The organism is Aphanizomenon sp. UHCC 0183 (assembly GCF_009712065.1).
In the GTDB taxonomy this organism is placed as follows: Bacteria; Cyanobacteriota; Cyanobacteriia; order Cyanobacteriales; family Nostocaceae; genus Dolichospermum; species Dolichospermum heterosporum.
Map to the genome: position 1 here is coordinate 13,196 of NZ_VILC01000004.1, position 25,436 is coordinate 38,631.

The window sequence follows — 25,436 nt, forward strand, 5'->3', positions numbered from 1 at the left end:
GTATTTTGCATCTTGCTGGATTAAGTTTAGCACGAAACCCAATAGTTTGATGCAGTTTTTGGCTATTTGCCATTTGAGGACTCACCAGAATTATACCAAGTAAAGAGACCGCCAACTAAGACGATCGCAGCTAAGGTAAAAAATACTGCTTTTAAGCCGATAAAAGTTTCCGCCACACCTGCTAAAGCCAAGGGGAGAGAAAGAGCAATATTAATCACGTTATTTTGCAGTCCAAATACCTTACCTCGCATAGCTGGGGGTGTTTCGGTTTGGATTGCAGTTTGCATAGGGATACCCACCAAAGCCCCAAATATTCCCACCAAAGCTATAAATAGCAGCACGGGTAAAAGTTGAGTGGTGAACAGTGATAAACCAATTAAAGATCCTGCCATACCTAGACAACCCCAAAAACTCAGTTGTTTATAGGAAAAGCGTTGTCCAAATTGTCCGAGAATTGTTGCCCCAATAGCCACACCAACACCAGCAGATGCTAATAAAAAGCCGAATTGAGAGGCTTTCAGATTGGGAATAATTTCTGCCATACGAACTGCCAGCACAGTCAGGGCGGCAAAGACAGAAAATAGGATAATTAGTTGTAATAAAGCATTGCGGATGCGATGATTTTCTTGGAGGTAACGTAACCCGTCGCGCAAGTCTGACAAAACATGGGGAAATTCTGTTTCCGGGGGATGGGGTTTTTCGTTAGTTTGTAGTAGAAATAATATTAACCCAGCGATCGCATAACTGCCACCCACCAAAATTTCCTTACCCAATCCCCCACCACCGCCTAATTGCCTCCACAGTCCGTCTGCTAATGCCAACACTGGTTCTCCTACCGCAAAACCCACAATCACCGAAGCCATCATTGTCGTTGTGTAGAGAGAATTAGCTGAAAGCAAATCCTGTTCTTTGACTATTAAAGGAATAGCCGATTGTTCTGCTGGAGCAAAAAATTGTGTTAAGGTAGAAACCAAAAAAGTTACCCCTAAAATAATCAAAAAACCCACAGGCAAAACGCCAACAGGCTGCCAATCATGGGTTAACCATAACAGGGTAGGAATAAGTAAAACCAGAATACCACGCCAAATATTTGATGCTACCAAAACAACTTTTTTTGACCAACGATCTACAAATACCCCAGCTACAGAGCCAAATAATACGGCAGGAATTGTAAACGCTATCATTAAAGCCGAAACCCAACCGCTAATACTTTGATCACTAGCTTGAAACTGGCTATTAATCAAAGCAATCATCAATACTAAATAAACCTTATCAGCTAATTGACAGAAAACTTGACCCGCCCAAAGAGCGAGAAAATTAGGGTTTTTTAATACAGGTAAAAACCCCGCCTGTTGATTATTTGCAGAATCCGTACCCCCAGAATCGGCATCTATTAATGGCAATGTTTCCGGCGTTAAATCCGTCGTTAATTTACCATTCAATTCCGCACCTTTTAATAATGGATCAGATTTTATTTCTGGTTCTTGAGAAATATCAGTTAATGGAATTTCTGCTGGGCAATTTCCATCTTCAGAAACATCTCGTAGTGACATTTCTGGACTATGAATATGACTAAGTTTAGGAGCAGAAGCAACATTATGATCTGATGCTTTATGCTTTTTTTTAGCGTCGCTAGGTGAGTGAGTTCGGCTTTTTTTATTTAAATCAGACGATTGCATCATGGTTGGCGGCAAAATAGGAATCAATCAAAGTGGCAGAGCGAATAGGTTGTCCTAAATGATACTGAACATACTGGCGTAGAATTTGCTCAACAGCTAACCATCCAGAATAGTCGGCTACATCTATTTGTATTATCTCTGTTTCCGACAGATGTTGAAGCATAACCAGTTGTTTCCCATTCAACCGACGAGAAATAATTGGTAACTCCTGCTGGTGAAAAACCGTTTCGTAACTAGGGTTAGAAGACCAGAATTGGGGATTGGAAACATTTGTCTGGCTTGTTTGTGTCATTTCCCTATTTTCCCGTTTCTCCTGCTCTATTTCTGTTCGCAAGGTTTTCCAAGCGTCTAAACAAATTATGCCACCAGAAGGAATGCTAAATCCAACTTGCCAATGGGGATTTGTCCAGTCTGGGGTTAAAAGCCGTTGAGTTAAACAACAAGACTCTACTTGTGGTGTTAGTCCCGCTAAGGATAAAAGTTGAAATACACCTTGAGCTAGATAGGCAACTACACAGTTTATTTCTATTTTTGGTATATCCTCTAGCCGCTGAAGATGCTCATTAAATAACTCATAAATTTCTGTTTGCGGTTGTTCGCTTAACGCTTGACACAGAACTATTTCCGCTAAATATTGACTAGCAGCTAATTTACCCAAATCCTTAGATAAACCCGGATAAGTTTTGATAGTTTCAGCTTGAGTAATTCTATCGAGATTTCGTCCTTGGGAAATGAGTAATTCATTAATGACAAACATCCCCATTCTCCCCCCCAAGCTGGAGTTTTGTTTCCGTACTCCCGTCGCAACTGCCCGAATTAACCCAAATTCTTGAGTTAAAATTGTAACTATTTTATCAGATTCGCCCAGCGCTTGCGCCTTGAGATTAATACCAGTTGCTTTGTAGGTTTTGCTCATTTTTAGTCAGTAGTTAGTAGTCAGTAGTCAGTGGTCAGTGGTCAGTGGTCAGTAGTAAAGGAAGAACAACAGACAAAGGACAACTGACAAAGAACAGCTAAACAAAGGACGACTGACTACTCACTCTTTTCTTTTTCTGGGTAATTGCGTTGACGAAGTAAATCCACACCGCGGGATGTACCTAGTCTAGTCGCACCAGCCATAATTAACTCTAAAGCATCATTATGAGTGCGAATACCTCCTGATGCTTTGATGCCTACACGATCTTTTGCTATCTCTTTCAAAAGCTTCACGTCAGCTACAGTTGCGCCACCATTCCAACCTGTACTAGTTTTTAAGAATGCAGCACCAGCATCCAAAGCCAGTTCCGCAGCGATTTGTTTCTCTGTATCCGTCAGGAGGCTAGTTTCTAAAATTACCTTTACAGGTTGTCCAGCTTCTTCACAAATTGTGGCAATTTCTCGGTGAACTTCCTCTGTTTTTCCCGCTTTTAACCACCCTAAATTAATAACTACATCCAACTCAGTAGCACCATTGTCTACTGCTTCTTTAGCTTCATATAACTTTACGGCTGAAGTATTTGCACCATTGGGAAAACCAATGACTGTACAAACTTGAGGATTTTTTTTATAGAGAAGTTCTGCTACTTGCTTGACATAGCAGGGATTTACACATACCGCTGCAAAGTTATATCTATATGCTTCGTCGCACCATTGACTAATCTGCTCTGGGGTGGCAATTGGTAATAGCAGAGAGTGATCAATAAATGGTGCAATATCAATATTTGGATAGTCTGCTGCCATCGTTTTTGTTTTTGGTGTAAAGTTGATTGGCGTTGCTGATTAAGAGTATGATTTTATTATGCCTACGGCACGCTGCGCGAACACGCAGAGGCGCTCCAGTCGCAGAGAGTAAGAGTTTCATTTTTTTGATTTTTCAATTTCATACCTCAATTCAGCAACGCCAGTTGATTAAACTTGATGAAAATTAAAGTATTTCTTATATATTAAACTACATATCAAGAGAAGTCAGAAAGTAGGGGCGCAGGGCCTGCGCCCTTATTCTTGCGAACCAGTGTTTAAAAAGTCAAGAATAGTTTGTGCTAAGGCTTTTGCTGCTAAGTAGGGAACACCATTACCAACGGTTTTAAACATATTCGTAAGTGACATATTTTCTGGAAGGGAAAAATTAACGGGTAAAGATTGAATTGCTAAGGCTTCGGCCACAGAAATACGTCTAATTTTATAAGGATGTAAATGGACTTCATTATTACCATAGCAAGCTGTGGGAGAATAACGCCACCGGTGCAGACGTTTAAATGATTTTTTGGAATCATCTCCTTCAGCAATAGTAGCAAATTTTGTTTTACCTGCTCTTGGTTGAAAATGATGTTGAGCATTAGGATGGTTGAGAACGTGATTTTTTCTAAACCAATATTCAACAGTGAGTTTTTCAGGAATATTTTTAGGACAAGGAATTATGGAATCTTCTTGAAATGGTTGGCTTTTATGCCAAGCATAAGTAAATACTTGTTCTTGAGGATATAAAATATGGTTTTCCCAAGGAAAAGTAAATTCATCTTTGATTTTTATATCTTTGAGAAATTTAGCTTGAAAGCCTATTAAAATAATTCTATCTCTATCTTGAGGGACACCATATTCAATAGAATTAATTAGCCTTTCTGTTAAGATATAACCAAATTTTTGTAATTTAATTTTTAGTTCTTCAAAAAATAAACGGTGTTTTGTAGTTCTCCACAAACCTTTAACATTTTCAAATAAAAAGAAATCAGGTAGATTTTGACAAATTAATTCAACATAAGCAAATGAAAGTTGGCCATTATCACCTAAATGTCCTTTGTTTTTACCACCAACTGAAAAATCAGGACAGGGTGGACCACCAATAAAGCCAATTACATTATTTGATTTACGAGAATCTTTGACTAATTCATTTAATCGTTGTGCTGGTGTTCCTACTATTAATTTACTTACGTCTGCGGCCTCTTCTTGATGATATCCATATTCAGGTTGTGGGAGATGGAGAATTTCCCGTGAATAGCGATATGCGGACATGAATGGAGGGAAGATTTCGTTAACGTAAGCGATGTTATAGCCTGTGGTTTCAAAACCTAAATCGAGGAAGCCTGAACCGGAAAAGAATGAGAAGATAAGGGGGGTAGACATTTGACATTATGAACGGTTTAATTTTTTGTTTAGCTTTCTTAGGAATTATATTGATTTTACAAAGAATATTTAGCGTATTTATACTAACATTGGTACAAGTAGCACAAGGGATAATTCCTAGAGGTTCAGATTTCACCATAATTCTGCTATGATCAGAGGCTGTGGGATTTGCCCCTAGTCTTGGTGCTTATTGCCCATTTGTGTATTTTAAACCATTCGTCCGCCTAAGACTGAAGCCGTGATTGGCGACAGGCCGATGTTATTCTTGGAGTTCTATGTCTTTTTCTAATCTCGGCTTGTCCCCGGAAATTGTTCGTGCTGTCACTGAGCGGGGATATGATAAACCTACACCAATCCAGACACAGGCTATTCCTGTGGTGTTGTCCGGTGGTGATATTATGGCTGGAGCGCAAACGGGTACTGGTAAAACTGCCAGTTTCACTCTGCCTTTGTTACATCGTTTGTCTGCAAATAAGGGCATTTCTAGTAATTCTCATGGATTTCCGCCAATTCGCGCCTTAATTCTGACTCCTACTCGTGAACTCGCTGCACAGGTGCAAGAAAGTGTCCGTGATTATGGTAAATATTTGAATTTGAATTCAATGGTGATGTTTGGGGGAGTGAGTATTGGTCCCCAAAAACAGAAATTGAGAACCCGTGTAGATATTTTGGTTTCAACTCCAGGACGATTGTTAGATCATGTGCAACAAGGGACTGTGAATTTGTCCCGTGTGGAAGTGTTGGTACTGGATGAAGCAGACCGAATGCTGGACATGGGGTTTATTAATGATATCCGGCGTATTCTTTCACTTTTGCCTAAACAGCGGCAGAATCTGCTATTTTTTGCAACTTTCTCTGATAAAGTTAAAACTCTTGCGGCTGGGTTACTAAATAACCCGACCATGATTGAAGTCGCACGCCGAAATGTGACTGCGGCAACGGTATCACAAAAAGTTTATCATGTAGACAGAGAACGCAAACGCCAATTACTTTCTCATCTAATTCGAGAAAACAAATGGTATCAAGTATTAGTATTTAGCCGCACCAAGCATGGTGCTGACCGGTTGGTGAAGCAGTTGGGTGAAGATCGCATTCAAGCGCTCGCTATTCACGGTAATAAGAGCCAGGGAGCGCGAACTCATGCTTTAGCCAAGTTTAAAGATGGGACTTTGCAGGTATTGGTAGCAACGGATATTGCTGCGCGTGGTCTTGATATTAGCGAACTACCTCACGTTATTAATTACGATTTACCCAATGTCCCAGAGGATTATGTGCATCGCATTGGTCGGACTGGACGCGCTGGTGCGGAAGGTCAAGCGATTTCCCTTGTATGTGTTGATGAACATCATTTGTTAGCGGATATTGAGAAACTCATTGAGCAGCGTTTACCGAAAGAAGTGGTAGATGGTTTTGGAGTCAACCCAGAAATTAAAGCTGAACCAATTCCCAATGGACGCAAAGCTCCTTCTGGTGGTGGTGGAAATCAGCGGACTCGTCGTTCTGCTCCTAAATCTGCTTCTTCAAAATCACCTAGACAGCCTTCTTCACGCACAGCCGCAGGGGATAAAAAGCCCGGTTCTAGTTCTCCTACACCACGTCGTTCTGGTAAACGTAGGTAATAGCTGATTTCTCTTAGGTTGGGTTGAACAAAGTACAACCCAACACCAAAATCACTACTTAAGTTACAGGAATGTCATATTTACGGATTGATATCACGGGGTAATCTAACATCTAAATTTTATTCATCAAAGATTGGCGGTGGATCAAATAATGAAAGAGAATCTGTTATTAGAAACACATTTTTTAAATCATCTTGTCCTAAAAATTCAAGTGCATTGTCTATAGTATTAAACTCAAAAACTTTGACTTCTCCTAAGCTGGAAACAATTTCCACGACAATTTTCTTAACCTGTCGCTCAATTGATTCATCTAAGATATTTTCAATCAATGAAATTAACTGCACCTCTATTAAACTTACCATTTTTCTTCCTATTAAAGTTTTTTGTTCAAAGGTGAGGTTATTGTACTTATACCAAGCATCTTTTGCTTTTATTTTTTCTTTTTCTCCCCAATAGAATTCAATACCTACTTCTAGCAATAATGCACAAATCAATTCAAATGGGACGAAAAATAAGTTTATGTCATTGCTTTTCATCATAGCTTGTGATGAGCCACTCCAATTACCTGCTAAAACAGCTATGGAACTTCTTATACTATGATATCTTCGTCTCACGGCAGAATGAGCGTTACAAATCCAGCTTGCTTTATCTCTATTATGTTTTTTGTATCTTATATATTTTGATTCAAATAAAATTAACGGCTGCATATTTTCATTAGCAAAAACTCCGTCAATATCATATTCATTCCCATAGTTATCTGACATTAATAGCTTCTTTACTTTCGTTCCACTCTTTGTGTTTCTTACACCAGAAGTTAAATAATGACAACCATATAAATCTGCTATTTCAATTAGTTTTTCTTCAAGTGCTTTCTCCATAGATGCACCAATAGCTTCACCTATAGCACTAGCAAAATTTTCAACCGACATATATTTTTCCGACACTATTTTTTCTCCAAAATTATTATTGATTCTTGTAATGAAATATTGTGTCGTTGAGGATTATCTTTCCACTTATCTCCTCGCTTCCTCAATACCTCCATTTTATAGTTATCAAAACCAATACAAACTCCAATTTCACCAATTAATTTATCGGTAGGAATATGTATACCATAGGGGGCTGAATCTCCTAATACAAATAATGCTTTAGTATTAGGTTTTAGAACTCTATAAACATCTTTAAGGATTTTATACATATCGTTAAAATATCCAATTACCATGAGATCATAACTCTTTTTCCCGCCTTTACTTTTTCTTAATTCAGCAAGTTTATGGGCAGAAGTTTGGATGAAATTGGTAATTTTATCACATTCTTTTTTGAAGTCATCTAACAAAATGTACCGAGAATCGCCTCGTAATACTTGAGTAGTTGCTGATGTTATTAACTTGGTGCGGAAATTATCTGATATCTCTTTCCAATTCTTGGCATCACCCCAAAAATATAGTTCTAATCTTGTTCTGTCTGAATAATCAAAGTTATTTAGATAAGGAGGTGAAGTAAATACATAATCTACAGATTGATTTTTAATAAACATTTCTGTATTTCTTGAGTCTGCATTGAAAAGGTTATGCGTTGATTTTTGATGATTTTCAGATGAGCTTTGTTTTATATTTCTAATATCTTTTAGCATTTGATATGATAGCTTAATGAACTCAACCAGAACTTCTTTATCGGAAGAAGTTGGTTTCAACTTTTTAGGTGCTATGTAAGGCCATCCTGTAGCTGCGCTAGATACATCTCTAAGCAGTGCAGTAATAACCACATAGAAAAAATCGAATACTGATTCTGATAATCCTTCAGCTTCCAAAATATTCTTGAGTATATAAAGTTTTTCAATAGTATTTTTTGAGTAGCATTTAATCACCAATTCAGGAAAACAATTTTCAATACTAAATTCTTGTTTATTTATGGTTTCATCTAATTTTTTTATAAAGATATTTTCTACCTTCTTTATAAAAACTACAGCTTCTTGATAATTTATTTCCCAGTTCATTTTTGCTTTCGCAATTTTGTATACAAACGGATGAGCTTCTACACCAAATGAAGAGATTGCCAAGCTCTTACAAGTTAAATTTGTAGTACCAGATCCCATAAATGGATCATAAACAACCATATCTGACGTAATCCCAAAACGTTCTATTGAATGAATGACAGCTTTATAAGAAAAGCCAGCAGGATAAGTGAACCAACGATGGACGGGTGCTTTTAAACTATCCTTAAATGTACCCCAATTTTCGATTTCGTTTTTACTATTTATATCTTCAATTTCAGAAAATAAATTTAACTGCTTAATAGTTTCCATCTGGGCTACACTGGTAAATGAATTATCTAAGTAGGTTGGCGTTGAAAATTGTCGTTATAGCAAGGCAAGAGGCAAGAGTAAAGAAGTTTTCAGCGATTTTACGTTTCTTTACACAGTTTGGTTTTATTGTGTTCACCTACTTAAGTCAAAAAAATGGGTAATCAAGGTTATAACAATTGATCAGGCAAACTAGTGGTTTGTCAGTATTAATTTTGTGTGTTCACGAAGTTTGAAAGTATTGCTAACAAACGGTTATAAAATTTAACAGCTCACAATTTCAAGCTTGATAGACTACTAGCCTCATTTTAATGTTCACTTTTTAGATTATACATTGTCTGTAACACTTCCTGTAGATAACGGAGCGGATGAGATAGTAAATTGGTGCATACTGAGGAAGACGTGAAACGGGAGGTCGCTCGTTTATGCAATCTTGCATCAGCAATTGAACCTCTTCCTTACTGATATTTCGGGTTTTCGTTGATTATTATTCCACAGCAGAATACTAAAATTACGTTTTTGCCGTTCCCACTTTAAAGCCTTGGTCAAAATCAGTTTATGCTGATGCTGGTAAACTGCATCCTGATGGAGAATATTAATTAAATTGGAATTTATGAAAATACTCATCCTCAATGCCGGTTCTAGCAGCCAAAAGAGTTGTCTGTACGACATGACATCCCCGATTCCTAATTTAGCCCCCCAACCTCTTTGGGAAGGAAAAATAAATTGGACTGAAAACCAAAATCAGGCAGAAATTACAGTTAAAACCGCTACTGGTACAAAACTGCAAGAAACTCTGGCTGATGATTCCCGACAGGTGCAATTTACTCATTTGTTATCTACTCTTACAAATGGCATAACCAAGGTAATTGATGATTTAGCAGCCATAGATGTGGTAGGACATCGAGTGGTACATGGTGGACAAGATTACCAAGAAGCTGTAATAATTACGGAAAAAATTAAACAGGCGATCGCTCACTTATGTAATCTAGCCCCAGCCCATAATCCAGCCGCTTTAGCTGGTATTGAAACCATTGAAAATAGTCTAGGGAATATCCCCCAAGTAGCAGTTTTTGATACTGGATTTCACCGCACTTTACCCGATGCCGCAGCTATCTATCCCATCCCCTATCATTTAGTTGAACAGGGTATCCGTCGTTATGGCTTTCATGGCATCAGTCACCAGTATTGTGCCAATCGAGCAGCGGAAATTCTTGGTCAAGATTTACAATCTCTGCGAATAATTACCTGTCATTTAGGTAATGGTTGTTCTTTAGCCGCCATCAAAAATGGTTGCAGTATTGACACAACAATGGGATTTACTCCTCTAGATGGTTTAATGATGGGTAGCCGCAGTGGTTCAATAGATCCAGGGATTTTGATTTACTTATTGCAACAGTATAATTACTCTAGTCACGAATTAGATAATGTGTTAAATAAAGCTTCAGGATTAAAAGGTATTTCTGGAATATCTAGTGATTTAAGGGAAGTGATAGCTGCAAAAGACCAAGGTAATCAACGCGCTCAACTAGCTTGGGATATATACGTACATAGCCTCCGGGCTGGTATCGGGGCAATGCTGGCTAGTTTAGCAGGTTTAGATGTTTTAGTCTTTACCGCTGGAGTCGGCGAAAACTCCCCAGCAATCCGTCAAGCTGCTTGTGAAGCTTGGGGATTTTTAGGACTGAAAATTGACTTGGCGAAAAATCAGCAACAACCTATTGATATTGATATTGCCACATCTGATTCCACAGTACGAATCTTAGTCATAGAAACTCAAGAAGATTGGTCAATAGCTCAACAATGTTGGAAATTGCTGCAACAATAATACAGGAGTTCAGGAGGTAGGGGCGCAGGGCCTGCGCCCATTCAGGAGTATGGCTAACGCCACGCTATGCCTTCGGCACACCACGTGAACGCTATCAGGAGTTCAGAAGAAAGAAATGTCTCCCCCACTCCCCCACTCCCCCACTATGTTTTTATCTCGTGAAGCTATTACCACGCCATTAGTTGCTTGCTTTTGTATTGTCAGTATTAGCTTAATGCAAATACCAAAACTGCAAAAACTATTAATTAATAAACAATCTATTTCCGTAGAAGCTCTCCAAAAAGACCTCAAGAAAGAAAGTTTTCGCTTAAACTTACTTGAGGCTATCCCCAGTTTTAGTTATAAAAATTTCATTGCCGATTGGGTATATATTGATTTTTTGCAATTCTTCGGTGATAATGAAGCCAGAGATAAAACCGGATACAGTATCAGCCCAGAGTATTTTGAAGTTATTTTAGACCGTGATCCACGTTTCTTGGAAGCTTATTTAGGACTTTCTATAAGTAGTTCTTTATACGGTGGTATGCCAAATAGAACTATAGCTTTAATGGAAAAAGGATTAAAATCTTTATCACCACAAATTCCCCCCAGGTCATACTATATCTGGCGCTACAAAGGCACAGATGAGTTATTATTTTTAGGTAATGCTCAGGCATCAAAAAAATCTTTTCTCAAAGCCGCAGAGTGGGCAAGCACTTATACTGATGAAGAAGGTAAGCAAGTAGCGTTTATTTCTCAAAAAACTGCCAATTTTCTGAGTAAAAATCCTGATAGTAAAGCAGCACGAGTGGCTACATGGGCAATGGTTTTAAACAATAATGTAGATGAAAAAACTCGCAACCGAGCAATTCAGGAAATTGAAGCCTTGGGAGGAAAGGTCGTTACAAATGCCGACGGCACAGTTAGTATTAGACCACCAGAAAAAGATTGATTGGTCATTGGTCATTGGTCATTGGTCATTGGTCATTGGGTAATTTTCTCCTGACTCCTGACTCGGTGACTCCTGACTCCTTGACTCCTGACTCCCGCAAAGAATCGCTACAATAGAATTTCTACTATCCTCATCTTTTAGGCCTGTAGGGTAGAACAGATTATTTTTATTGTGACAGGAGGATTATTTTAAGATATATTAAGATAAGTTAACATAATTATCATAATGTCCTCTTCCTTAGAGAAGCTAGGTATAAGCAGCAAACAAGTACAGGAGAATCAACATCGGTGAATAATAAAAAATGGCGAAATACGGGGCTGTACGCGCTCCTTTTTATAGTGGTTATTGCGCTAGGAACGGCATTGTTTGACAAACAACCTCAAAGCCGAGAAACATGGCGCTACAGCCAATTTATCCAAGAAGTCGAAAAAGGCAGAGTTGAGAGAGTCAGTTTAAGTTCCGACCGGTCTACAGCCTTGGTGACACCTAAATATGACCCTAACAAAAAGATTGTTACCTTAGTTAATGACCCAGATTTAATCAATACTCTGACAAATAAAGGTGTTGATATTGCCGTATTACCTCAAGCAGACGAAGGATTCTGGTTTAAGGCTCTCAGCAGCTTATTCTTCCCTGTATTGCTGTTAGTTGGTTTATTTTTCCTCCTCCGTCGCGCACAAGGTGGACCAGGTAGCCAAGCTATGAACTTTGGTAAATCTAAAGCCAGGGTGCAAATGGAACCCCAAACTCAAGTTACCTTTGGTGACGTTGCGGGTATTGACCAAGCCAAATTAGAATTAAATGAAGTTGTAGACTTTTTAAAGAATGCCGATCGCTTTACCGCTATTGGTGCAAAAATTCCTAAAGGTGTACTTTTAGTTGGTCCTCCTGGTACAGGTAAAACCCTCCTCGCGCGGGCTGTTGCTGGAGAAGCAGGTGTTCCTTTCTTCTCAATTTCTGGTTCTGAATTTGTGGAAATGTTCGTTGGTGTGGGTGCTTCCCGTGTCCGCGATTTATTTGAACAAGCGAAAACCAATGCTCCTTGTATCGTCTTTATTGATGAAATTGACGCAGTAGGTCGTCAACGGGGTGCTGGTTTAGGTGGTGGTAACGACGAACGGGAACAAACCCTCAACCAGTTACTAACGGAAATGGATGGTTTTGAAGGTAACACTGGTATTATTATTATTGCTGCTACCAACCGTCCTGATGTATTAGATGCTGCTTTATTACGTCCAGGTCGTTTTGACCGTCAAGTTGTGGTTGACCGTCCCGACTACGCTGGTAGAAGTGAAATTCTCAGAGTTCATGCCCGTGGTAAAACTTTATCTAAAGATGTAGACTTGGATAAAATTGCCCGCCGGACTCCTGGTTTTACCGGTGCAGATTTATCTAACCTGTTGAATGAAGCCGCAATTTTAGCCGCCCGTCGCAATTTAACTGAAATTTCGATGGATGAAATTAATGATGCAATTGACCGTGTATTAGCTGGACCCGAAAAGAAAGACCGGGTAATGAGCGAAAAGCGCAAAACTTTGGTTGCATACCATGAAGCAGGTCACGCTTTAGTTGGGGCTTTAATGCCTGACTATGACCCTGTGCAAAAGATTAGCATTATTCCTCGTGGTCAAGCCGGTGGTTTAACTTGGTTTACTCCTAGTGAAGACCGCATGGACACTGGCTTATATAGCCGTGCTTATTTGGAAAATCAAATGGCTGTGGCTTTAGGTGGTCGTCTGGCTGAAGAAATCATTTTTGGTGAAGAGGAAGTGACTACTGGTGCTTCTAATGATTTACAGCAAGTGGCTAGAGTAGCTAAACAAATGATAACTCGGTTTGGGATGAGCGATCGCTTGGGTCCAGTAGCCCTGGGTCGTCAACAGGGAAATATGTTCCTAGGCCGAGATATTATGTCAGAACGCGATTTCTCAGAAGAAACCGCTGCTGCTATTGATGAAGAAGTGCGGAAGTTAGTTGATACGGCTTACATTCGAGCTAAAGAAGTATTAGTCAGTAACCGCAAGGTTTTAGATGAAATTGCTCAAATGCTGATAGATAAAGAAACCGTTGACGCTGAGGAATTACAACAAATCCTTGGTAATAACGATGTGAAAATGGCAGCTTTTGCGTAGTTTTTTCTTAAATATCTAAAAAGGGTAATTCTGGTTTTTCTGGAATTACTCTTTTTAGTTTCTTGTGAACGTTAAAGATGCTAAAATCCCATACGGTTTAGTTAAGCCTAATACTCTTTTTTTAAAACGAACCACAGAGGCACAGAGGACACAGAGAGAGAAAAAATAGAGAGGTTTTTTGCGTCAGTTTTGGGACATTTTTTTATGGTATATTACATTTTCCTGGTTTTGTAAGACAACATTAATCTAGAATAGATTATGACTACACTTAAATTGAAAAATCACCAAATCTGGCAAGATTTAACTGAGATATTAGAAAATTTAGATACTAATTCTCTTGTTCAAAAACATCTTGAACAATGCTGTTATACAATAAATGGTTATTGGGATGAACAGGATAAATATTATGAATCAATTACTTTACCTCACCCCATAGAAGCAAAATTAGTCAGCAGTTTTGTGGGTATTACCCAAGATAACCGTTTTCTAAAACTCAAATTTTCTCTTATGAATTTTCTGGAAAATATAGGTGAGTTAGTTCTTATCTATAATGAAAATCTAGAATTGATTGATGAAAATTGGCTTTTAGATATAGATTCTCCTATGCTTCCGCTTAATCAAAACAATTTAATAATCAGGTTTATTTCATTCTAGAAAATTGTAGGTTGGGTAGAACGAAGTGAAACCCAACAAAATATAGCTAGACTTATGAAAGTAATCTATTTTTGCACGCAGAGGCGCAGAGTCGCAGAGAGTTCATTTTATTTTATCCTATTCGCAAAACTAAGGTTTCTTCTCCTGGTAAAATTAAGGTTTTTCCCAATGGTAAAATTGCTAAAGCATTAGTTTGGGATAAGTTAATTAAGTTCCCTGAATTTAAGTTACCACTTGTTTGATGAAATTCGTAAATACCATCATTTAATTTTAAATTACCCCAAATATAAGTTTCCATTTTTCCGTTAGATTTTAATTCGCAATGGGATTTTACTTTGATAAATTTACTTTCCCAACCTCGATTAATTCCTGAAAGTTTTTTAATTGTCGGTTTTACAAATCGCCAAAATGTCACTAATGCAGAAACGGGATTTCCTGGTAAACCAAAATAAAGGGAGTTGGGAAATGTAGCAAATGTTAAAGGTTTTCCTGGACGCATTTGCACGGCGCGAAAATGAATTTCTGCCCCCAAAGATGCTAATATATTATCAATATAATCATAATCACCTACGGAAACTCCACCAGAAGAAAGAACTATATCCGCATGATTAATGGCGTAATTTATAGTTTCTGTTAAAGCAGTTTGATTATCTTTAACAATTCCTAACATTAACACTTCTGCACCCAATTCTCTCACCAAAGCAACTAAAGCATATTGGTTAGAATCTACTATCTGTCCAGGTTTTAGGGTTTGTTCTGGTGTTACTAATTCGTCACCACTTGAAAAAATTGCCACTCGCGGACGACGGAAAACACTGATTTCTGGCAATTGTGCAGCCGCTAAAATAGCAATTTCCGCTGCATTGAGGGGAATTCCTGCTGGTAAAAGTTCTTTTCCTGCTTGGTAAAAGTCTCCTTGGTGTCTAACAAATTCCTGCGGTTGCGGTGCAGAAAAAATAGAAACCCAGTTTTTCTCTAAATTAGTTTTTTCCTGCATAACTACAGTATCCGCACCTTTTGGGATTATTGCACCAGTGAAAATCCTTGCTGCTTGTCCTGGTTGAATAGTATTTTGAGGTTGATATCCTGCGGGAATCTCTTCGACAACTTCTAAAATTGTCGGATTTTCAGAAGTGGAATTTTGCACATCTTCATAACGCACTGCAAAACCATCCATTGCGGAATTATCCCAATGGGGAAAATCTAAAGAACTAATTACAGCAGTTGCTAAAATTCGGTGAAATGCTGTCAATAAATCAACAATTTCAAGATCATGCAAAGGTTGAACATGATTGAAAATAATCGTTTCTGCATCTTTAACGGATAACATAGTGGATGATTTAGTTAGTTACTGTTAGAAATTAAGATTAATTAACTTTTATTATTGAGAGGTTGTCTGAAAAGTCATGATTGCTGTATTAAATGTTTTACCCCTCCCTAACCCTCCCTTTATAAAGGCTACGGTGTACACACAAGTTATCGAATCACCATTATTCCTCAAATTACCCCTCCCTAACCCTCCCCTTGCAAAGGGGCTTGCAAAGGGGAGGGAACTAATTCTTCCGGTTTTCCCCATTTATTTACAAGGGGGGTAATTTAACTTGTGTGTACACGATAGCCTTATAAATGGGAGGGAACTAGATTTTTATTGTTTCCCCCTTTACAAGGGGAAAGGGGGGGACTATAGCAAATAAACATTGGATTTGAGAACTTTGATCAGTTTATTGCCCATGATAAGAAAAAAGACAGGCAAAAAGCCTGTCAAATAACCGATGATCTAGCAAAGAATTTGTAATCATTCTCAACAGTGATTTTTCCGATTTATGAAGTATCTAAATCAAATAAATCACACCAATCATAGTTATGATTTAGAAATTCATTTCCGCAGCTTGAACTTTTTCTACTTGTTTCTTCTTGAGAACTAGCATGATTTGTGCCATCATCACTAAACAGATAAAGGCAACTAACCATGTAACTCTAGAAGAGTCTTGCAAAACAATTTCTGCATCTCTTTGACCAAAACCACCAACATTGGGGTTGTTGGTTAAAGCATCACCAATGGCAACGGCCTGTCCTTCAGTCACAATTAATTCAGGTCCAACGGGAACTGTATCGGTAACGACATCACCAGTTGCGGTTGTGATGCTGATTAGATTCTTAACGTTACCGTCTTCATCTTCTGTTTGAGCAATTTTGCTAATTGTACCGGCAGCAGAAGCGTTGAATAAGTTATTATTGCTCTTCTCACCTGTGGGGTAAACTTGTCCACGTCCGCGATTACCGCCTACATGAACAGAGTATTTGCCAAAGTGGATATTTTTGTCTGTGGCGGGGTTAGGAGAAAGAATTGGGAAGACGATTTCTTGATATTCTTCACCGGGTAATGGACCAACAATGACAACATTATCTGTGCTGTCGTTGTAAGGGGTGAATGTCATATCACCCACTTCTGCTTTCATTTCTTCAGGAATGCGATCTTCTGGGGCAATCTTGAAGCCTTCGGGCAACATTAATACAGCACCAACATTTAAACCAACCTTAGAACCATCAGCGCCAACTTGTTGCACAGTGGTATCGTAAGGGATTTTGACAACGGCTTTAAATACAGTGTCAGGAAGTACAGATTGAGGAATTTCTACTTCTGTGGGTTTAGCAGCTAGGTGACAGTTAGCGCAAACAATTCGCCCTGTGGCTTCGCGGGGGGTGGCAGGAGCGGTTTGTTGCGCCCAAAAGGGATAGGCAGCGGCAGTTTGTGGGACGGCTATATCGCTAGTGAATAAAAAGGTAACAGTAGCGATCGCTATTAGCAATGTCTTAACCATTGCTTTAGCAGTGCGAGTTAATTTCGCAGGTGTAAGGGCATTTCTCATCTCTATAAAGTCATTTGTCAGTGGTTATTGGTCATTTGTCATTGGTCAGTAGTCATTGGTCAAGAGTTGATAAAAAGCCCTAGATTGTTGACTGGAGACTAATGCATTAAGCCCACCAAGCGGCATCCCCGGTGCGGAAATCGGTTTCTGTCCAAGGTGTGAGTAGAATTTTGTCGTCTTCTACGTTGGCATGGGCTAGAGCTAAGGATTTTGGTGCAGGACCACGAATTACTTTACCAGTAGCGTCATATTGTGAACCATGACAAGGGCATTTAAACTTATTCTCAGCCACGTTCCAAGGTACAACACAACCTAAATGGGTACAAATAGCATTAATCCCGTAGTCAGCGATCGCTTCTTTACTTTCCACCACAATATAGGTAGGATCTCCCTTGAGTCCTTGCACCAGAGTGCGATCGCCTACATTATGACTATCCAGAAACTTGCTAACACTAACATCATTACCTAGTTCATTCTTGGCTACAGTACCGCCACCAGCACCACCACTAGCAGGAGGGATAAAGTAGTTAATAACAGGGTACAATGCACCCAACGCCACCCCGGTAACAGTCCCGAAAGTGAGCAGGTTCATAAACTGACGACGACCCATATCGGGAACGTCTGTAATTTCTGAAAATTGAGCCATAATCTCCGCGCTGTTTGTGTAATTTATTAATCATTTTGACAAGAGTACCAGCACAAGAGCCACTCTCATCTGAATTGAAATCATAACGCTCATAGCGATGCCATAATTCTTAGTTGCAAGACATAGTGAGCATCTCTTCCGTTAGCATTACATTTCTTTATATCCCTATCATACTGGAGTCACGGAACTTAATATCATAACTAAATGTAAAATCTAGATAAGCTAAGGGAACAGGGAATAGGGAACAAGGAAGGGGGCAGGGGGTAGGGGGTAGGGGGTAGGGAGAAATAATTGTCTAATTACCAATTACCAATTACCAAAATCCAAAATCCAAAATCTAACATCTAAAATTACTATGACCGGAAAGGAATTACGCCAACTGTTGATTGATAAATGGGGACAACCTTATGATGTCCAGTTTCGCCGCACCCAAGGCAAAATATTTCTGCAAATCATGTGGAAATACTTTGGACAAGCTTCTTTCCCCATGAGCGAAATAGATTATCAAGATCATCTGGACAGCATTGCCAATTATCTTAATGCTTTAGGCGGAATACAACAAGTACAAACTTTTATTCTAGAAACTAAAGAGCGTCCTCGTCTTGGGAAAGCGGTTAGCATACCTCTTGATTTGGGTGAACGCGCTTCAGAATGGATTGTTTAAAAATCAGGTAATAGGTAATAAGGGTTTGCTCCTGACTCCTAACTCCTGATTCAGTGACATTAAACTGAAGATATAAAAAAATTAACGGCAAAGAATTAGATATCTGTTACTATCTACACTTATTGTACTAGGTCAACACGGTATTAATCAGGCTATGATTATGGGACGGTTTTAGAAGCCTGGAACGCTCCAGGTAAATTATGTTAATTTTTACGAGATGCTACGAGAACACAGTGCAGGGGACGTAAGCTGTGCGAATTCCGCTCGATTATTACCGAATTCTAGGATTACCGTTGGTGGCAAATGAGGAACAATTGCGACAGGCATACAGCGATCGCATTGTCCAATTGCCCCGACGGGAATATTCGACTACATCTATATCTTCTCGCAAGAAGCTGATTGAAGAAGCTTATATGGTTTTATTAAATACCGATGAGCGCAAAGCCTACGATCAGCTTTATCTGGCTCACGTTTATACTCCTAGCAAAACTGCTGACACAGGTTCACAGGAAAATCTAGTAGATACCAACCCCAAAGACCAAGATGCTCAAAGTCTCAGCATCGAAATCACCCCAGAGCGATTTATTGGTTCTTTGTTAATACTCCAGGAACTAGGAGAATATGAATTAGTATTAAAACTCGGTCGCCCGTACCTAGTTAATAAACCTAGTCCAATTAGTCTCAAAACAGGTCATCGTACTACCCAAGCAGAAACTCCTGAAAACCCAGACCTACCAGACATTATCCTCACCGTCTCCCTAGCTTGCCTAGAACTAGGACGGGAAGAATGGCAGCAAGGTCACTATGAAAATGCCGCCATATCTTTAGAAACTGGTGAGGAGTTATTAGCACGGGAAGGCTTATTTCCCAGCGTCCGCGCCGAAATGACCGCTGATCTTTACAAACTGCGTCCCTATCGCATCTTGGAACTATTAGCACTACCACAAACACAGATTCCCAAACGTCGGCAAGGATTAGAATTATTACAAAGTATCTTAGAAGATCGTGGTGGCATTGATGGCACAGGCAACGATCAATCAGGACTTAACATAGATGACTTTTTACGATTTATCCAACAAATTCGCCATTATTTAACAGTCTCAGAACAGCATAAACTCTTTGAATTAGAAAGTAAACGCCCCTCAGCCGTGGCTACATATTTAGCAGTATATTCCTTAATCGCCAGAGGTTTTGCCCAACGCCAACCAGCATTAATTCGTCAAGCCAAGCAACTATTAATGCAATTAGGCAAACGCCAAGACGTGCATTTAGAACAATCCCTTTGTGCTTTACTCATGGGACAAACGGAAGAAGCCACCCGTGTCTTAGAACTAAGTCAAGAATATGAAGCCTTAGCTTTTATTCGGGAAAAATCGCAAGACTCACCAGACCTATTACCCGGACTATGCTTATACAGTGAACAATGGTTACAGCAAGAAGTATTTCCCCACTTTCGAGATTTGGCAAAACAGCAAGCCTCGTTAAAAGAATACTTTGCTGATAGACAAGTTCAAGCTTATCTAGAATCTTTACCCAACGATGCCCAAATTACCAATGAATGGGCAGTAATTAACCATCAATCCTTTCCCCAGCCAGATATTCATCATTACCGTCACCATAATAATAACACCACACAAACACCACAACATCATCAACCAGTCAATCCTGAGTTACCAGAAACCCATCCTCGACCTCAACCTGAATCTTCCCAGGGTTCTATACCGAGGTGGAATCATCCATCAACAGATGGAAATGAGGGAAATCAAATATCACAAATACCCTTAACAGCAGCAAACCCAAACAGAAGAACACATCCAGTTAATGATCATCCGACGGCAGTAACAAACCAGCAGTCTCCCAAACGCAGAAGACGCAAACCGACTGCTAATACACTTCCCCAGCGATTCATCCAGTCTCAAGCTAATTTTCTCAGTAGTCTAGATCCAAAAACACGCTTAGTTTGGTTAGTTTTTTTCTCATTGGGAGGAGTATTAATTCTTTCGTTATTAGTATCAACAACTTTTGGCTTAGTCAAAAACATCTTCTTTCCTAGTCCATCATTGAAGGGAGAACAGTTAGCAATACAACTAAATCAACCACCCATCAACATTCCTGACCCGAACAGCAAACCTGAAGCCACCAATAATGAAGAACTGACCAAGGAAACAGCAAAGGAAGTAATTGAAATTTGGTTATCTGCCAAAACCTCAGCTTTGGGGCAAAATCATGACATTGATGGTTTAAAGGAAATTTTAACAGGTGCAGTTTTATCCCAATGGCAGTCAGTAGCCCAGCAAGAACAAGAAGATCAACGCCATCGCCAATACAAGCATAATGTGGAAATAGTCACTGTCTCTAACAAGGGAACGGACAAAGATTATGTATCTGTAGACGCTCAGGTACAAGAAGTTACTAAGTTCTATCGAAATAGTCAGCAGCAAAAGTCTTCTAGTGAAAACTTGCGGGTTCGTTATGATTTGGTTCGCAAAGAAGGCAAATGGCTGATTCAGAAAATGTCCGTGATTCAGAATTTTTTGTAAGTTGGAGGTAAGAGGCAAGAGGCAAGAGGCAAGAGGCAAGAGGCAAGAGGCAAGAGGCAAGAGGCAAGAGGCAAGAGGCAAGAGGCAAGAGGCAAGAGGCAAGAGGGGAAAAATTTCTTTCTTCATCCTGACTCCTGACTGGGCGCGGGCCCCGCGCCCCTACCTCCTGACTCTTCCCTTAATGTCATGAAACTTTGACACTCATGCCCTGACTGAGATCGCTATGTTAAAATTTCATGACATATTGATCCCCGCAGGGCTGATAACTACGTGAAATATAGTAAAACCTATCTTTAGACCCCTTGATCCCTAGATAGTTTTACTGGTTAATATTTACTTAACAACTCTTTGCAATCCTCAATAAATGCAAAACAACGGCATAACCAGGAATTTCGATGAGTTGGTATCTTAATAAAAAACAAACAGTAAACAAATTTAAAACTGGGGCAAAACCGGGAGTCAGGAATAAAAAAATCTGGGTAGACGATATTTAATCAAACTTTTTTAACCCGGAAACAATAATTTACCTTTCAAACTACTGGAGTCCAAATAAATGGCAAAGGAACGCCCACCGCTAGAAGAGATGACCTTACGGCAATTACGCAAAGTTGCCAGTGAATACTGTATATCTCGTTATAGCAGAATGCGTAAATCGCAGTTATTAGCATCAATTGAAGACGTTCAAAATAGTAAATTCTCGCTCAGTTCATCCCCTAATCTGGAGGCACAAGAAACCGTGGAAGCAGCAAAATTTGAGTTAGGTCAAGAAGATCGAACTGGTGGTTCTCTCGCTGATGTTGATGAAGCACTAGCAGATTTACCAGCTGGTTATGGTGACAGTCGGATTGTTCTGTTACCTCGTGATCCTCAATGGGCTTACACTTACTGGGATATTCCTAACGACCATAAAGAAGCACTGCGTCGTCAAGGTGGACAAACCCTAGCTTTGCGGATTTATGATGTCACTGATGTTGATCTAGATTATCAAAGTCCCCACAGTATTCAAGAATACCCTGCTGATGAACTAGCGAGAGAATGGTATTTGCCAATTCCCGTGAGCGATCGCGATTATGTGATAGATGTCGGTTATCGCACCGCTGATGGTGGTTGGTTGGTATTAGCGCGTTCCGCGAGAGTGCATATTCCCCCCGTCTATCCTGCTGACTGGATTGAAGATGTCTTCATCACCGTAGACTTTGAAGAAGACCTACGTGGTAAGACCTTCTACGAACTAGTTCCCCCATCCAAGAAATTACCAACTGCTACTGCTACTGCTGCTGCGGGTGGTGGAAATCCCATTTACGAACAAATCTTTGGTCTAGCAGAATCCGCTGAAGCTCAACGGGTTGCAGGTTCTATATTCGGTTCTATGCAGCACGTCCCCGGTTCTGCTGCTCCCGAACAAGCTCTCAGTTCCTACGTTTTCCCATCTGGTGTAGGTATGTGGGCTATTCCTACCGTATCTGGTTTAACTATGTCCGGTGTGGGAATGTCCGGTTTCTCCGCTTCTGCTGTTCCTGCGCGTCCTCGCAAATTCTGGTTAGTTGCTGATGCTGAATTGATTGTCTACGGTGCAACCGAACCTGATGCAACTGTAACCATTGGTGGTCGTCCCATTAAACTTAATTCCGATGGTACATTCCGCTTCCAAATGTCTTTCCAAGATGGTTTAATTGACTACCCAATTTTAGCTGTTGCGGCTGATGGTGAACAAACCCGTTCTATTCACATGAAGTTTGAGCGCGAAACACCTTCTCGTAATACTAATACTAAGGATGAAGCTGTTTTGGAATGGATGGTATAAGTTCTGTATTTGAAGATTAACCATAACTGCAATTAATAAATTCACCCGTTATAGGATTACTGTAGCGGGTTTTTTATGGAAAGAAAATCAACAATGTCTGATAGCGTAACGTGGCGCCAGCCATATCAGGATACCCAGGATTAGAGGATTTTCAGGATGTTGTTGTTGATTTGATGTGGGGATTTTGAGGATTTTTTTGTCTGAATCAGGATTTCCAGGATTAGAGGATTTTCAGGATGTTGTTGTTGATTTGATGTGGGGATTTTGAGGATTTTTTTGTCTGAATTAGGATATCCAGCATTTTAGGATTTACAGGATGTTATAATATTTATAAACTTTCATCAAAATATACAGTTATGGCGATCGCTATTTCCCTAACTCCAGAACTAGAAGCAAGACTACGCGAAAAAGCAGCACAACAAGGAAAAGATATTAGTTTAGTTGCGGCTGAATTATTAAAAAATATCCTAGACTGGGAATTAGAAGACTCACAAGCAGCTATTCAAGGTATTTAGCAAGGATTAAGTAGGTGAACGGAAAAAAACCGAAATATGTAACGAAAAGTAAAATCGCCCAAACCCTCTTCACTCTTGCCTCTTGCCTTGCCATAACGACGATTTTCAATGCTAACCTACTTAGATGATTTTGAAGCACGAAGATTTCGTTCTTTTGATGATTTTGCAAAAAGAACAACGTCGTAAATATAAACTGTCTCAAAATGTATAAAATCATGGTTTAATTTGATGTGAGATTTGCTATTATTGAAAATAAGGTTTAAGAGAATTAACGGAATTAGGTAAAAATCAATGATTTCAGAACAAGAATTATTAACGAAATGGCGCTCTTTACCCCAGGATAAACAACAGGAAGTCTTAAAATTTGTGGAATTTATGCAATTGAAAACCACTGCGAAAAAACCGCCTTTGGGGGAACGTTTGCGACAAATTCGCTCTAAAATTGTTGCATCTGGTAAACCATTATTAAATGCAGATGAAATAGAAAAAGAATTAGCTGATCGTAGAGGTGGAATACAAGGTATAGAAGCATGATTATAACTTATATTGATTCGGGTGTGTTACTGAGTGCAACCAATGGTACTGGTTTAATTGCAGAAAAAGCATTAGAAATACTATCAGACTCACAACGGGTATTTGCTGCTAGTGAGTTTGTTAGATTGGAGGTAAGTCCTAAAGCAGTTTATCATCAGCAAACGGAAGAATATCAATTTTATGAGGAGTTTTTTGGCGATGTTATTTATTGGGCAAATGATTTAACTTATATTGTACAAGAATCTTATAAAATTGCTTCTCAGTATGGGTTAGCTGCTATGGATGCACTTCATGTAGCTGCTGCTTTTTCTGTTGGTGCTGAGGAGTTAATTACTACTGAGAAAAAAACAAAACCGATGCACAAAGTAGTTGGTATTAAAGTAATTTCTATTTTTGATTAGGATGTTTTTTGTCTGAATCAGGATAACCAGGATTAGAGGATGTACAGGATGTTGTTTTTTGATTGTCTATGAGAAGTACAGATTTTAGGATGTTAGATAATAAATTATCCGTTAAATTATTTGTTGTTATTTGTTGACTGTTGGTGTAACTGTATTTTATAATATCTCAATATTCACTACATCCTTTTGAAAATCAATAATTTTTTGACTTGTGACTTTTGACTTTTGACTTCCCGAAGGGTGTCCTGGACATCCTAATATGGCTTGCGCCACGCTACGCTATCAGACAATTACAATTTCAGCATCCCACCAATAACCTACAAATTACCATCCTGTACCTCCTTTAATTTGGTGCTAATTATTAATTTCCAGAAGATGGAAAACGCAAACATAGCAGAGGTCTTACTTGTTGAATAGTCTCAAAATCACGATCATTATGAATTAGGGTTAGCTGGGTTTCTATTGCTATTTGGGCAATACAACAATCTATACTACTTCTAACAGTTAACCCTTGTCTTTGTAAATCATAATAAATTCGTGCTGCGAAAACCCAAGTATTATCAGTTGCTTCAATATAGTCTTGTTCTTGCAGGTAGGTTTGCAATAATATCCACTCCCTTTCATATCGACAACCTTGTAATAATTCCATTTGGGTAAATCGAGTCAGAAAGACATTTTCATCTTTGATAAGTGTCTGGATATTTTGACGTGCAACTCCTGTTTTATCGCGTCAAACATTTATCCAAACGGAAGTATCAATCAGAAACATTTCGATTTTCTCGCAATGCTTTATAGTCGTAGTCAGGAGTAAATTGAATTTGTCCACTTAAATCAAGTAAGTTCCGTTTTTTACGAACGCGAATTAGTTCTTGTAATGCTAGATTAATTAATTCTTTTTTGGTTCGCACGTTAGTTAAACGAAATGCTTCTTCTACTAATCCGTCGTCAAGTTCAATATTGGTTCGCATGATATTTAGGTGGATTATGTGTATAGATATGTGTATTATACACTATTTTGTCTGAATCAGGATGTCCAGGATTTAAGGATTTTCAGGATGTTGTTGTTTATTTGATGTGGGGATTTTGAGAATTTTTTTGTCTGAATCAGGATGTCCAGGATTAAAGGATTTTCAGGATGTTGTTGTTTGATTGTTTAGGAAAAATGGCAATTTTTGGATGATAGATAATATACTGTGATTGTAATTATCATTTTTCATCTTT

General features: G+C 39.0%; 22 protein-coding genes. 11 read left to right on the plus strand and 11 right to left on the minus strand.

What is annotated here, in order from left to right; translation table 11 throughout:
- Positions 1 to 62: 62 nt before the first annotated feature.
- From FJR37_RS01875 to FJR37_RS01890, 4 genes are all read right to left on the minus strand, one after another.
- Positions 63 to 1,679 (minus strand): MFS transporter, encoded by a 1,617-nt coding sequence (locus tag FJR37_RS01875; RefSeq protein WP_371416083.1) that lies wholly within the window; start codon positions 1,677 to 1,679, stop codon positions 63 to 65.
- Positions 1,666 to 2,595, minus strand: a complete 930-nt coding sequence (gene recO / locus FJR37_RS01880) for a DNA repair protein RecO (RefSeq protein WP_053539367.1) — start codon at positions 2,593 to 2,595, stop codon at positions 1,666 to 1,668. Before recO ends, FJR37_RS01875 begins: the two co-directional genes overlap by 14 nt.
- 116 nt (positions 2,596 to 2,711) lie before the next feature.
- Entirely contained in the window at positions 2,712 to 3,398 is a 687-nt protein-coding gene (gene deoC, locus FJR37_RS01885) for a deoxyribose-phosphate aldolase (protein WP_039200300.1), read from the minus strand.
- 255 nt (positions 3,399 to 3,653) lie between these two features.
- The gene (locus tag FJR37_RS01890; protein WP_168465143.1) at positions 3,654 to 4,778 is read right to left on the minus strand and encodes a DNA cytosine methyltransferase; all 1,125 of its coding nucleotides are present in this window, start codon (positions 4,776 to 4,778) and stop codon (positions 3,654 to 3,656) included.
- Positions 4,779 to 5,053: 275 nt separating this feature from the next.
- On the opposite strand from FJR37_RS01890, the gene FJR37_RS01895 reads away from it, so the two are divergent.
- A complete protein-coding gene (locus FJR37_RS01895; protein WP_039200299.1) occupies positions 5,054 to 6,397 on the plus strand; it encodes a DEAD/DEAH box helicase in 1,344 nt (447 codons plus the stop codon).
- Between the two features lie 119 nt (positions 6,398 to 6,516).
- Here FJR37_RS01895 and FJR37_RS01900 read toward each other — a convergent pair whose 3' ends face one another.
- Positions 6,517 to 7,341 carry a hypothetical protein gene (locus FJR37_RS01900; RefSeq protein ID WP_039200298.1) on the minus strand — a complete coding sequence of 275 codons (825 nt, stop codon included), beginning with the start codon at positions 7,339 to 7,341 and terminating at the stop codon, positions 6,517 to 6,519.
- Positions 7,341 to 8,699 carry a DNA methyltransferase gene (locus FJR37_RS01905; RefSeq protein WP_039200297.1) on the minus strand — a complete coding sequence of 453 codons (1,359 nt, stop codon included), beginning with the start codon at positions 8,697 to 8,699 and terminating at the stop codon, positions 7,341 to 7,343. The genes FJR37_RS01900 and FJR37_RS01905 overlap by 1 nt, the downstream gene beginning before the upstream one ends.
- Positions 8,700 to 9,309: 610 nt before the next feature.
- On the opposite strand from FJR37_RS01905, the gene FJR37_RS01910 reads away from it, so the two are divergent.
- The 4 genes from FJR37_RS01910 (at position 9,310) to FJR37_RS01925 (ending at position 14,241) form a co-directional block, all read left to right on the plus strand.
- A complete protein-coding gene (locus tag FJR37_RS01910; RefSeq protein ID WP_039200295.1) occupies positions 9,310 to 10,524 on the plus strand; it encodes an acetate kinase in 1,215 nt (404 codons plus the stop codon).
- A 145-nt stretch (positions 10,525 to 10,669) separates the two neighbouring features.
- On the plus strand, positions 10,670 to 11,455 hold the full coding sequence (locus FJR37_RS01915) for a hypothetical protein (protein WP_027401620.1): 786 nt from the start codon (positions 10,670 to 10,672) through the stop codon (positions 11,453 to 11,455).
- A gap of 287 nt (positions 11,456 to 11,742) precedes the next feature.
- A complete protein-coding gene (gene ftsH3, locus FJR37_RS01920) occupies positions 11,743 to 13,587 on the plus strand; it encodes an ATP-dependent zinc metalloprotease FtsH3 (RefSeq protein WP_027401619.1) in 1,845 nt (614 codons plus the stop codon).
- Between the two features lie 258 nt (positions 13,588 to 13,845).
- Complete coding sequence (locus FJR37_RS01925; protein ID WP_039205159.1) at positions 13,846 to 14,241, plus strand: hypothetical protein; 396 nt, start codon at positions 13,846 to 13,848, stop codon at positions 14,239 to 14,241.
- A 112-nt stretch (positions 14,242 to 14,353) separates the two neighbouring features.
- On the opposite strand, the gene glp is transcribed toward FJR37_RS01925, so the two are convergent.
- The 3 genes from glp to petC form a co-directional block, all read right to left on the minus strand.
- Complete coding sequence (glp, locus tag FJR37_RS01930) at positions 14,354 to 15,571, minus strand: gephyrin-like molybdotransferase Glp (RefSeq protein ID WP_039205161.1); 1,218 nt, start codon at positions 15,569 to 15,571, stop codon at positions 14,354 to 14,356.
- 538 nt (positions 15,572 to 16,109) lie between these two features.
- Positions 16,110 to 17,111 (minus strand): cytochrome f, encoded by a 1,002-nt coding sequence (gene petA, locus FJR37_RS01935; protein WP_039205164.1) that lies wholly within the window; start codon positions 17,109 to 17,111, stop codon positions 16,110 to 16,112.
- A 106-nt stretch (positions 17,112 to 17,217) separates the two neighbouring features.
- Positions 17,218 to 17,757, minus strand: coding sequence for a cytochrome b6-f complex iron-sulfur subunit (gene petC, locus FJR37_RS01940; protein ID WP_027401612.1), 540 nt, complete (start codon positions 17,755 to 17,757; stop codon positions 17,218 to 17,220).
- Between the two features lie 355 nt (positions 17,758 to 18,112).
- On the opposite strand from petC, the gene FJR37_RS01945 reads away from it, so the two are divergent.
- From FJR37_RS01945 to FJR37_RS01970, 6 genes are all read left to right on the plus strand, one after another.
- Positions 18,113 to 18,421, plus strand: coding sequence for a DUF3067 family protein (locus FJR37_RS01945; protein ID WP_053539375.1), 309 nt, complete (start codon positions 18,113 to 18,115; stop codon positions 18,419 to 18,421).
- A gap of 251 nt (positions 18,422 to 18,672) precedes the next feature.
- On the plus strand, positions 18,673 to 20,961 hold the full coding sequence (locus FJR37_RS01950; protein WP_168465144.1) for an IMS domain-containing protein: 2,289 nt from the start codon (positions 18,673 to 18,675) through the stop codon (positions 20,959 to 20,961).
- A 553-nt stretch (positions 20,962 to 21,514) separates the two neighbouring features.
- Positions 21,515 to 22,765, plus strand: a complete 1,251-nt coding sequence (locus FJR37_RS01955) for a DUF4912 domain-containing protein (protein WP_027401609.1) — start codon at positions 21,515 to 21,517, stop codon at positions 22,763 to 22,765.
- A gap of 356 nt (positions 22,766 to 23,121) precedes the next feature.
- On the plus strand, positions 23,122 to 23,280 hold the full coding sequence (locus FJR37_RS01960) for a hypothetical protein (RefSeq protein WP_160289940.1): 159 nt from the start codon (positions 23,122 to 23,124) through the stop codon (positions 23,278 to 23,280).
- Between the two features lie 291 nt (positions 23,281 to 23,571).
- On the plus strand, positions 23,572 to 23,814 hold the full coding sequence (locus tag FJR37_RS01965; protein WP_039200779.1) for a hypothetical protein: 243 nt from the start codon (positions 23,572 to 23,574) through the stop codon (positions 23,812 to 23,814).
- The gene (locus FJR37_RS01970; protein ID WP_039200778.1) at positions 23,811 to 24,215 is read left to right on the plus strand and encodes a PIN domain-containing protein; all 405 of its coding nucleotides are present in this window, start codon (positions 23,811 to 23,813) and stop codon (positions 24,213 to 24,215) included. Before FJR37_RS01965 ends, FJR37_RS01970 begins: the two co-directional genes overlap by 4 nt.
- Before the next feature lie 361 nt (positions 24,216 to 24,576).
- On the opposite strand, the gene FJR37_RS01975 is transcribed toward FJR37_RS01970, so the two are convergent.
- Positions 24,577 to 24,915, minus strand: coding sequence for a PIN domain-containing protein (locus FJR37_RS01975; RefSeq protein WP_268812017.1), 339 nt, complete (start codon positions 24,913 to 24,915; stop codon positions 24,577 to 24,579).
- A 55-nt stretch (positions 24,916 to 24,970) separates the two neighbouring features.
- Positions 24,971 to 25,183: a type II toxin-antitoxin system VapB family antitoxin gene (locus FJR37_RS01980; RefSeq protein ID WP_039200777.1), complete on the minus strand. Its 213-nt coding sequence runs from the start codon at positions 25,181 to 25,183 to the stop codon at positions 24,971 to 24,973.
- Positions 25,184 to 25,436: the final 253 nt, after the last annotated feature.

Excerpts from the sequence above, each read along its gene's own strand:
- FJR37_RS01875 (WP_371416083.1), bottom strand. The coding sequence starts at position 1,679 with ATGCAATCGTCTGATTTAAATAAAAAAAGCCGAACTCACTCACCTAGC.
- recO (WP_053539367.1), bottom strand. The coding sequence starts at position 2,595 with ATGAGCAAAACCTACAAAGCAACTGGTATTAATCTCAAGGCGCAAGCG.
- deoC (WP_039200300.1), bottom strand. The coding sequence starts at position 3,398 with ATGGCAGCAGACTATCCAAATATTGATATTGCACCATTTATTGATCAC.
- FJR37_RS01890 (WP_168465143.1), bottom strand. The coding sequence starts at position 4,778 with ATGTCTACCCCCCTTATCTTCTCATTCTTTTCCGGTTCAGGCTTCCTC.
- FJR37_RS01895 (WP_039200299.1), top strand. The coding sequence starts at position 5,054 with ATGTCTTTTTCTAATCTCGGCTTGTCCCCGGAAATTGTTCGTGCTGTC.
- FJR37_RS01905 (WP_039200297.1), bottom strand. The coding sequence starts at position 8,699 with ATGGAAACTATTAAGCAGTTAAATTTATTTTCTGAAATTGAAGATATA.
- FJR37_RS01910 (WP_039200295.1), top strand. The coding sequence starts at position 9,310 with ATGAAAATACTCATCCTCAATGCCGGTTCTAGCAGCCAAAAGAGTTGT.
- FJR37_RS01915 (WP_027401620.1), top strand. The coding sequence starts at position 10,670 with ATGTTTTTATCTCGTGAAGCTATTACCACGCCATTAGTTGCTTGCTTT.
- FJR37_RS01925 (WP_039205159.1), top strand. The coding sequence starts at position 13,846 with ATGACTACACTTAAATTGAAAAATCACCAAATCTGGCAAGATTTAACT.
- glp (WP_039205161.1), bottom strand. The coding sequence starts at position 15,571 with ATGTTATCCGTTAAAGATGCAGAAACGATTATTTTCAATCATGTTCAA.
- petA (WP_039205164.1), bottom strand. The coding sequence starts at position 17,111 with ATGAGAAATGCCCTTACACCTGCGAAATTAACTCGCACTGCTAAAGCA.
- petC (WP_027401612.1), bottom strand. The coding sequence starts at position 17,757 with ATGGCTCAATTTTCAGAAATTACAGACGTTCCCGATATGGGTCGTCGT.
- FJR37_RS01945 (WP_053539375.1), top strand. The coding sequence starts at position 18,113 with ATGACCGGAAAGGAATTACGCCAACTGTTGATTGATAAATGGGGACAA.
- FJR37_RS01955 (WP_027401609.1), top strand. The coding sequence starts at position 21,515 with ATGGCAAAGGAACGCCCACCGCTAGAAGAGATGACCTTACGGCAATTA.
- FJR37_RS01960 (WP_160289940.1), top strand. The coding sequence starts at position 23,122 with ATGGCGATCGCTATTTCCCTAACTCCAGAACTAGAAGCAAGACTACGC.
- FJR37_RS01965 (WP_039200779.1), top strand. The coding sequence starts at position 23,572 with ATGATTTCAGAACAAGAATTATTAACGAAATGGCGCTCTTTACCCCAG.
- FJR37_RS01970 (WP_039200778.1), top strand. The coding sequence starts at position 23,811 with ATGATTATAACTTATATTGATTCGGGTGTGTTACTGAGTGCAACCAAT.
- FJR37_RS01980 (WP_039200777.1), bottom strand. The coding sequence starts at position 25,183 with ATGCGAACCAATATTGAACTTGACGACGGATTAGTAGAAGAAGCATTT.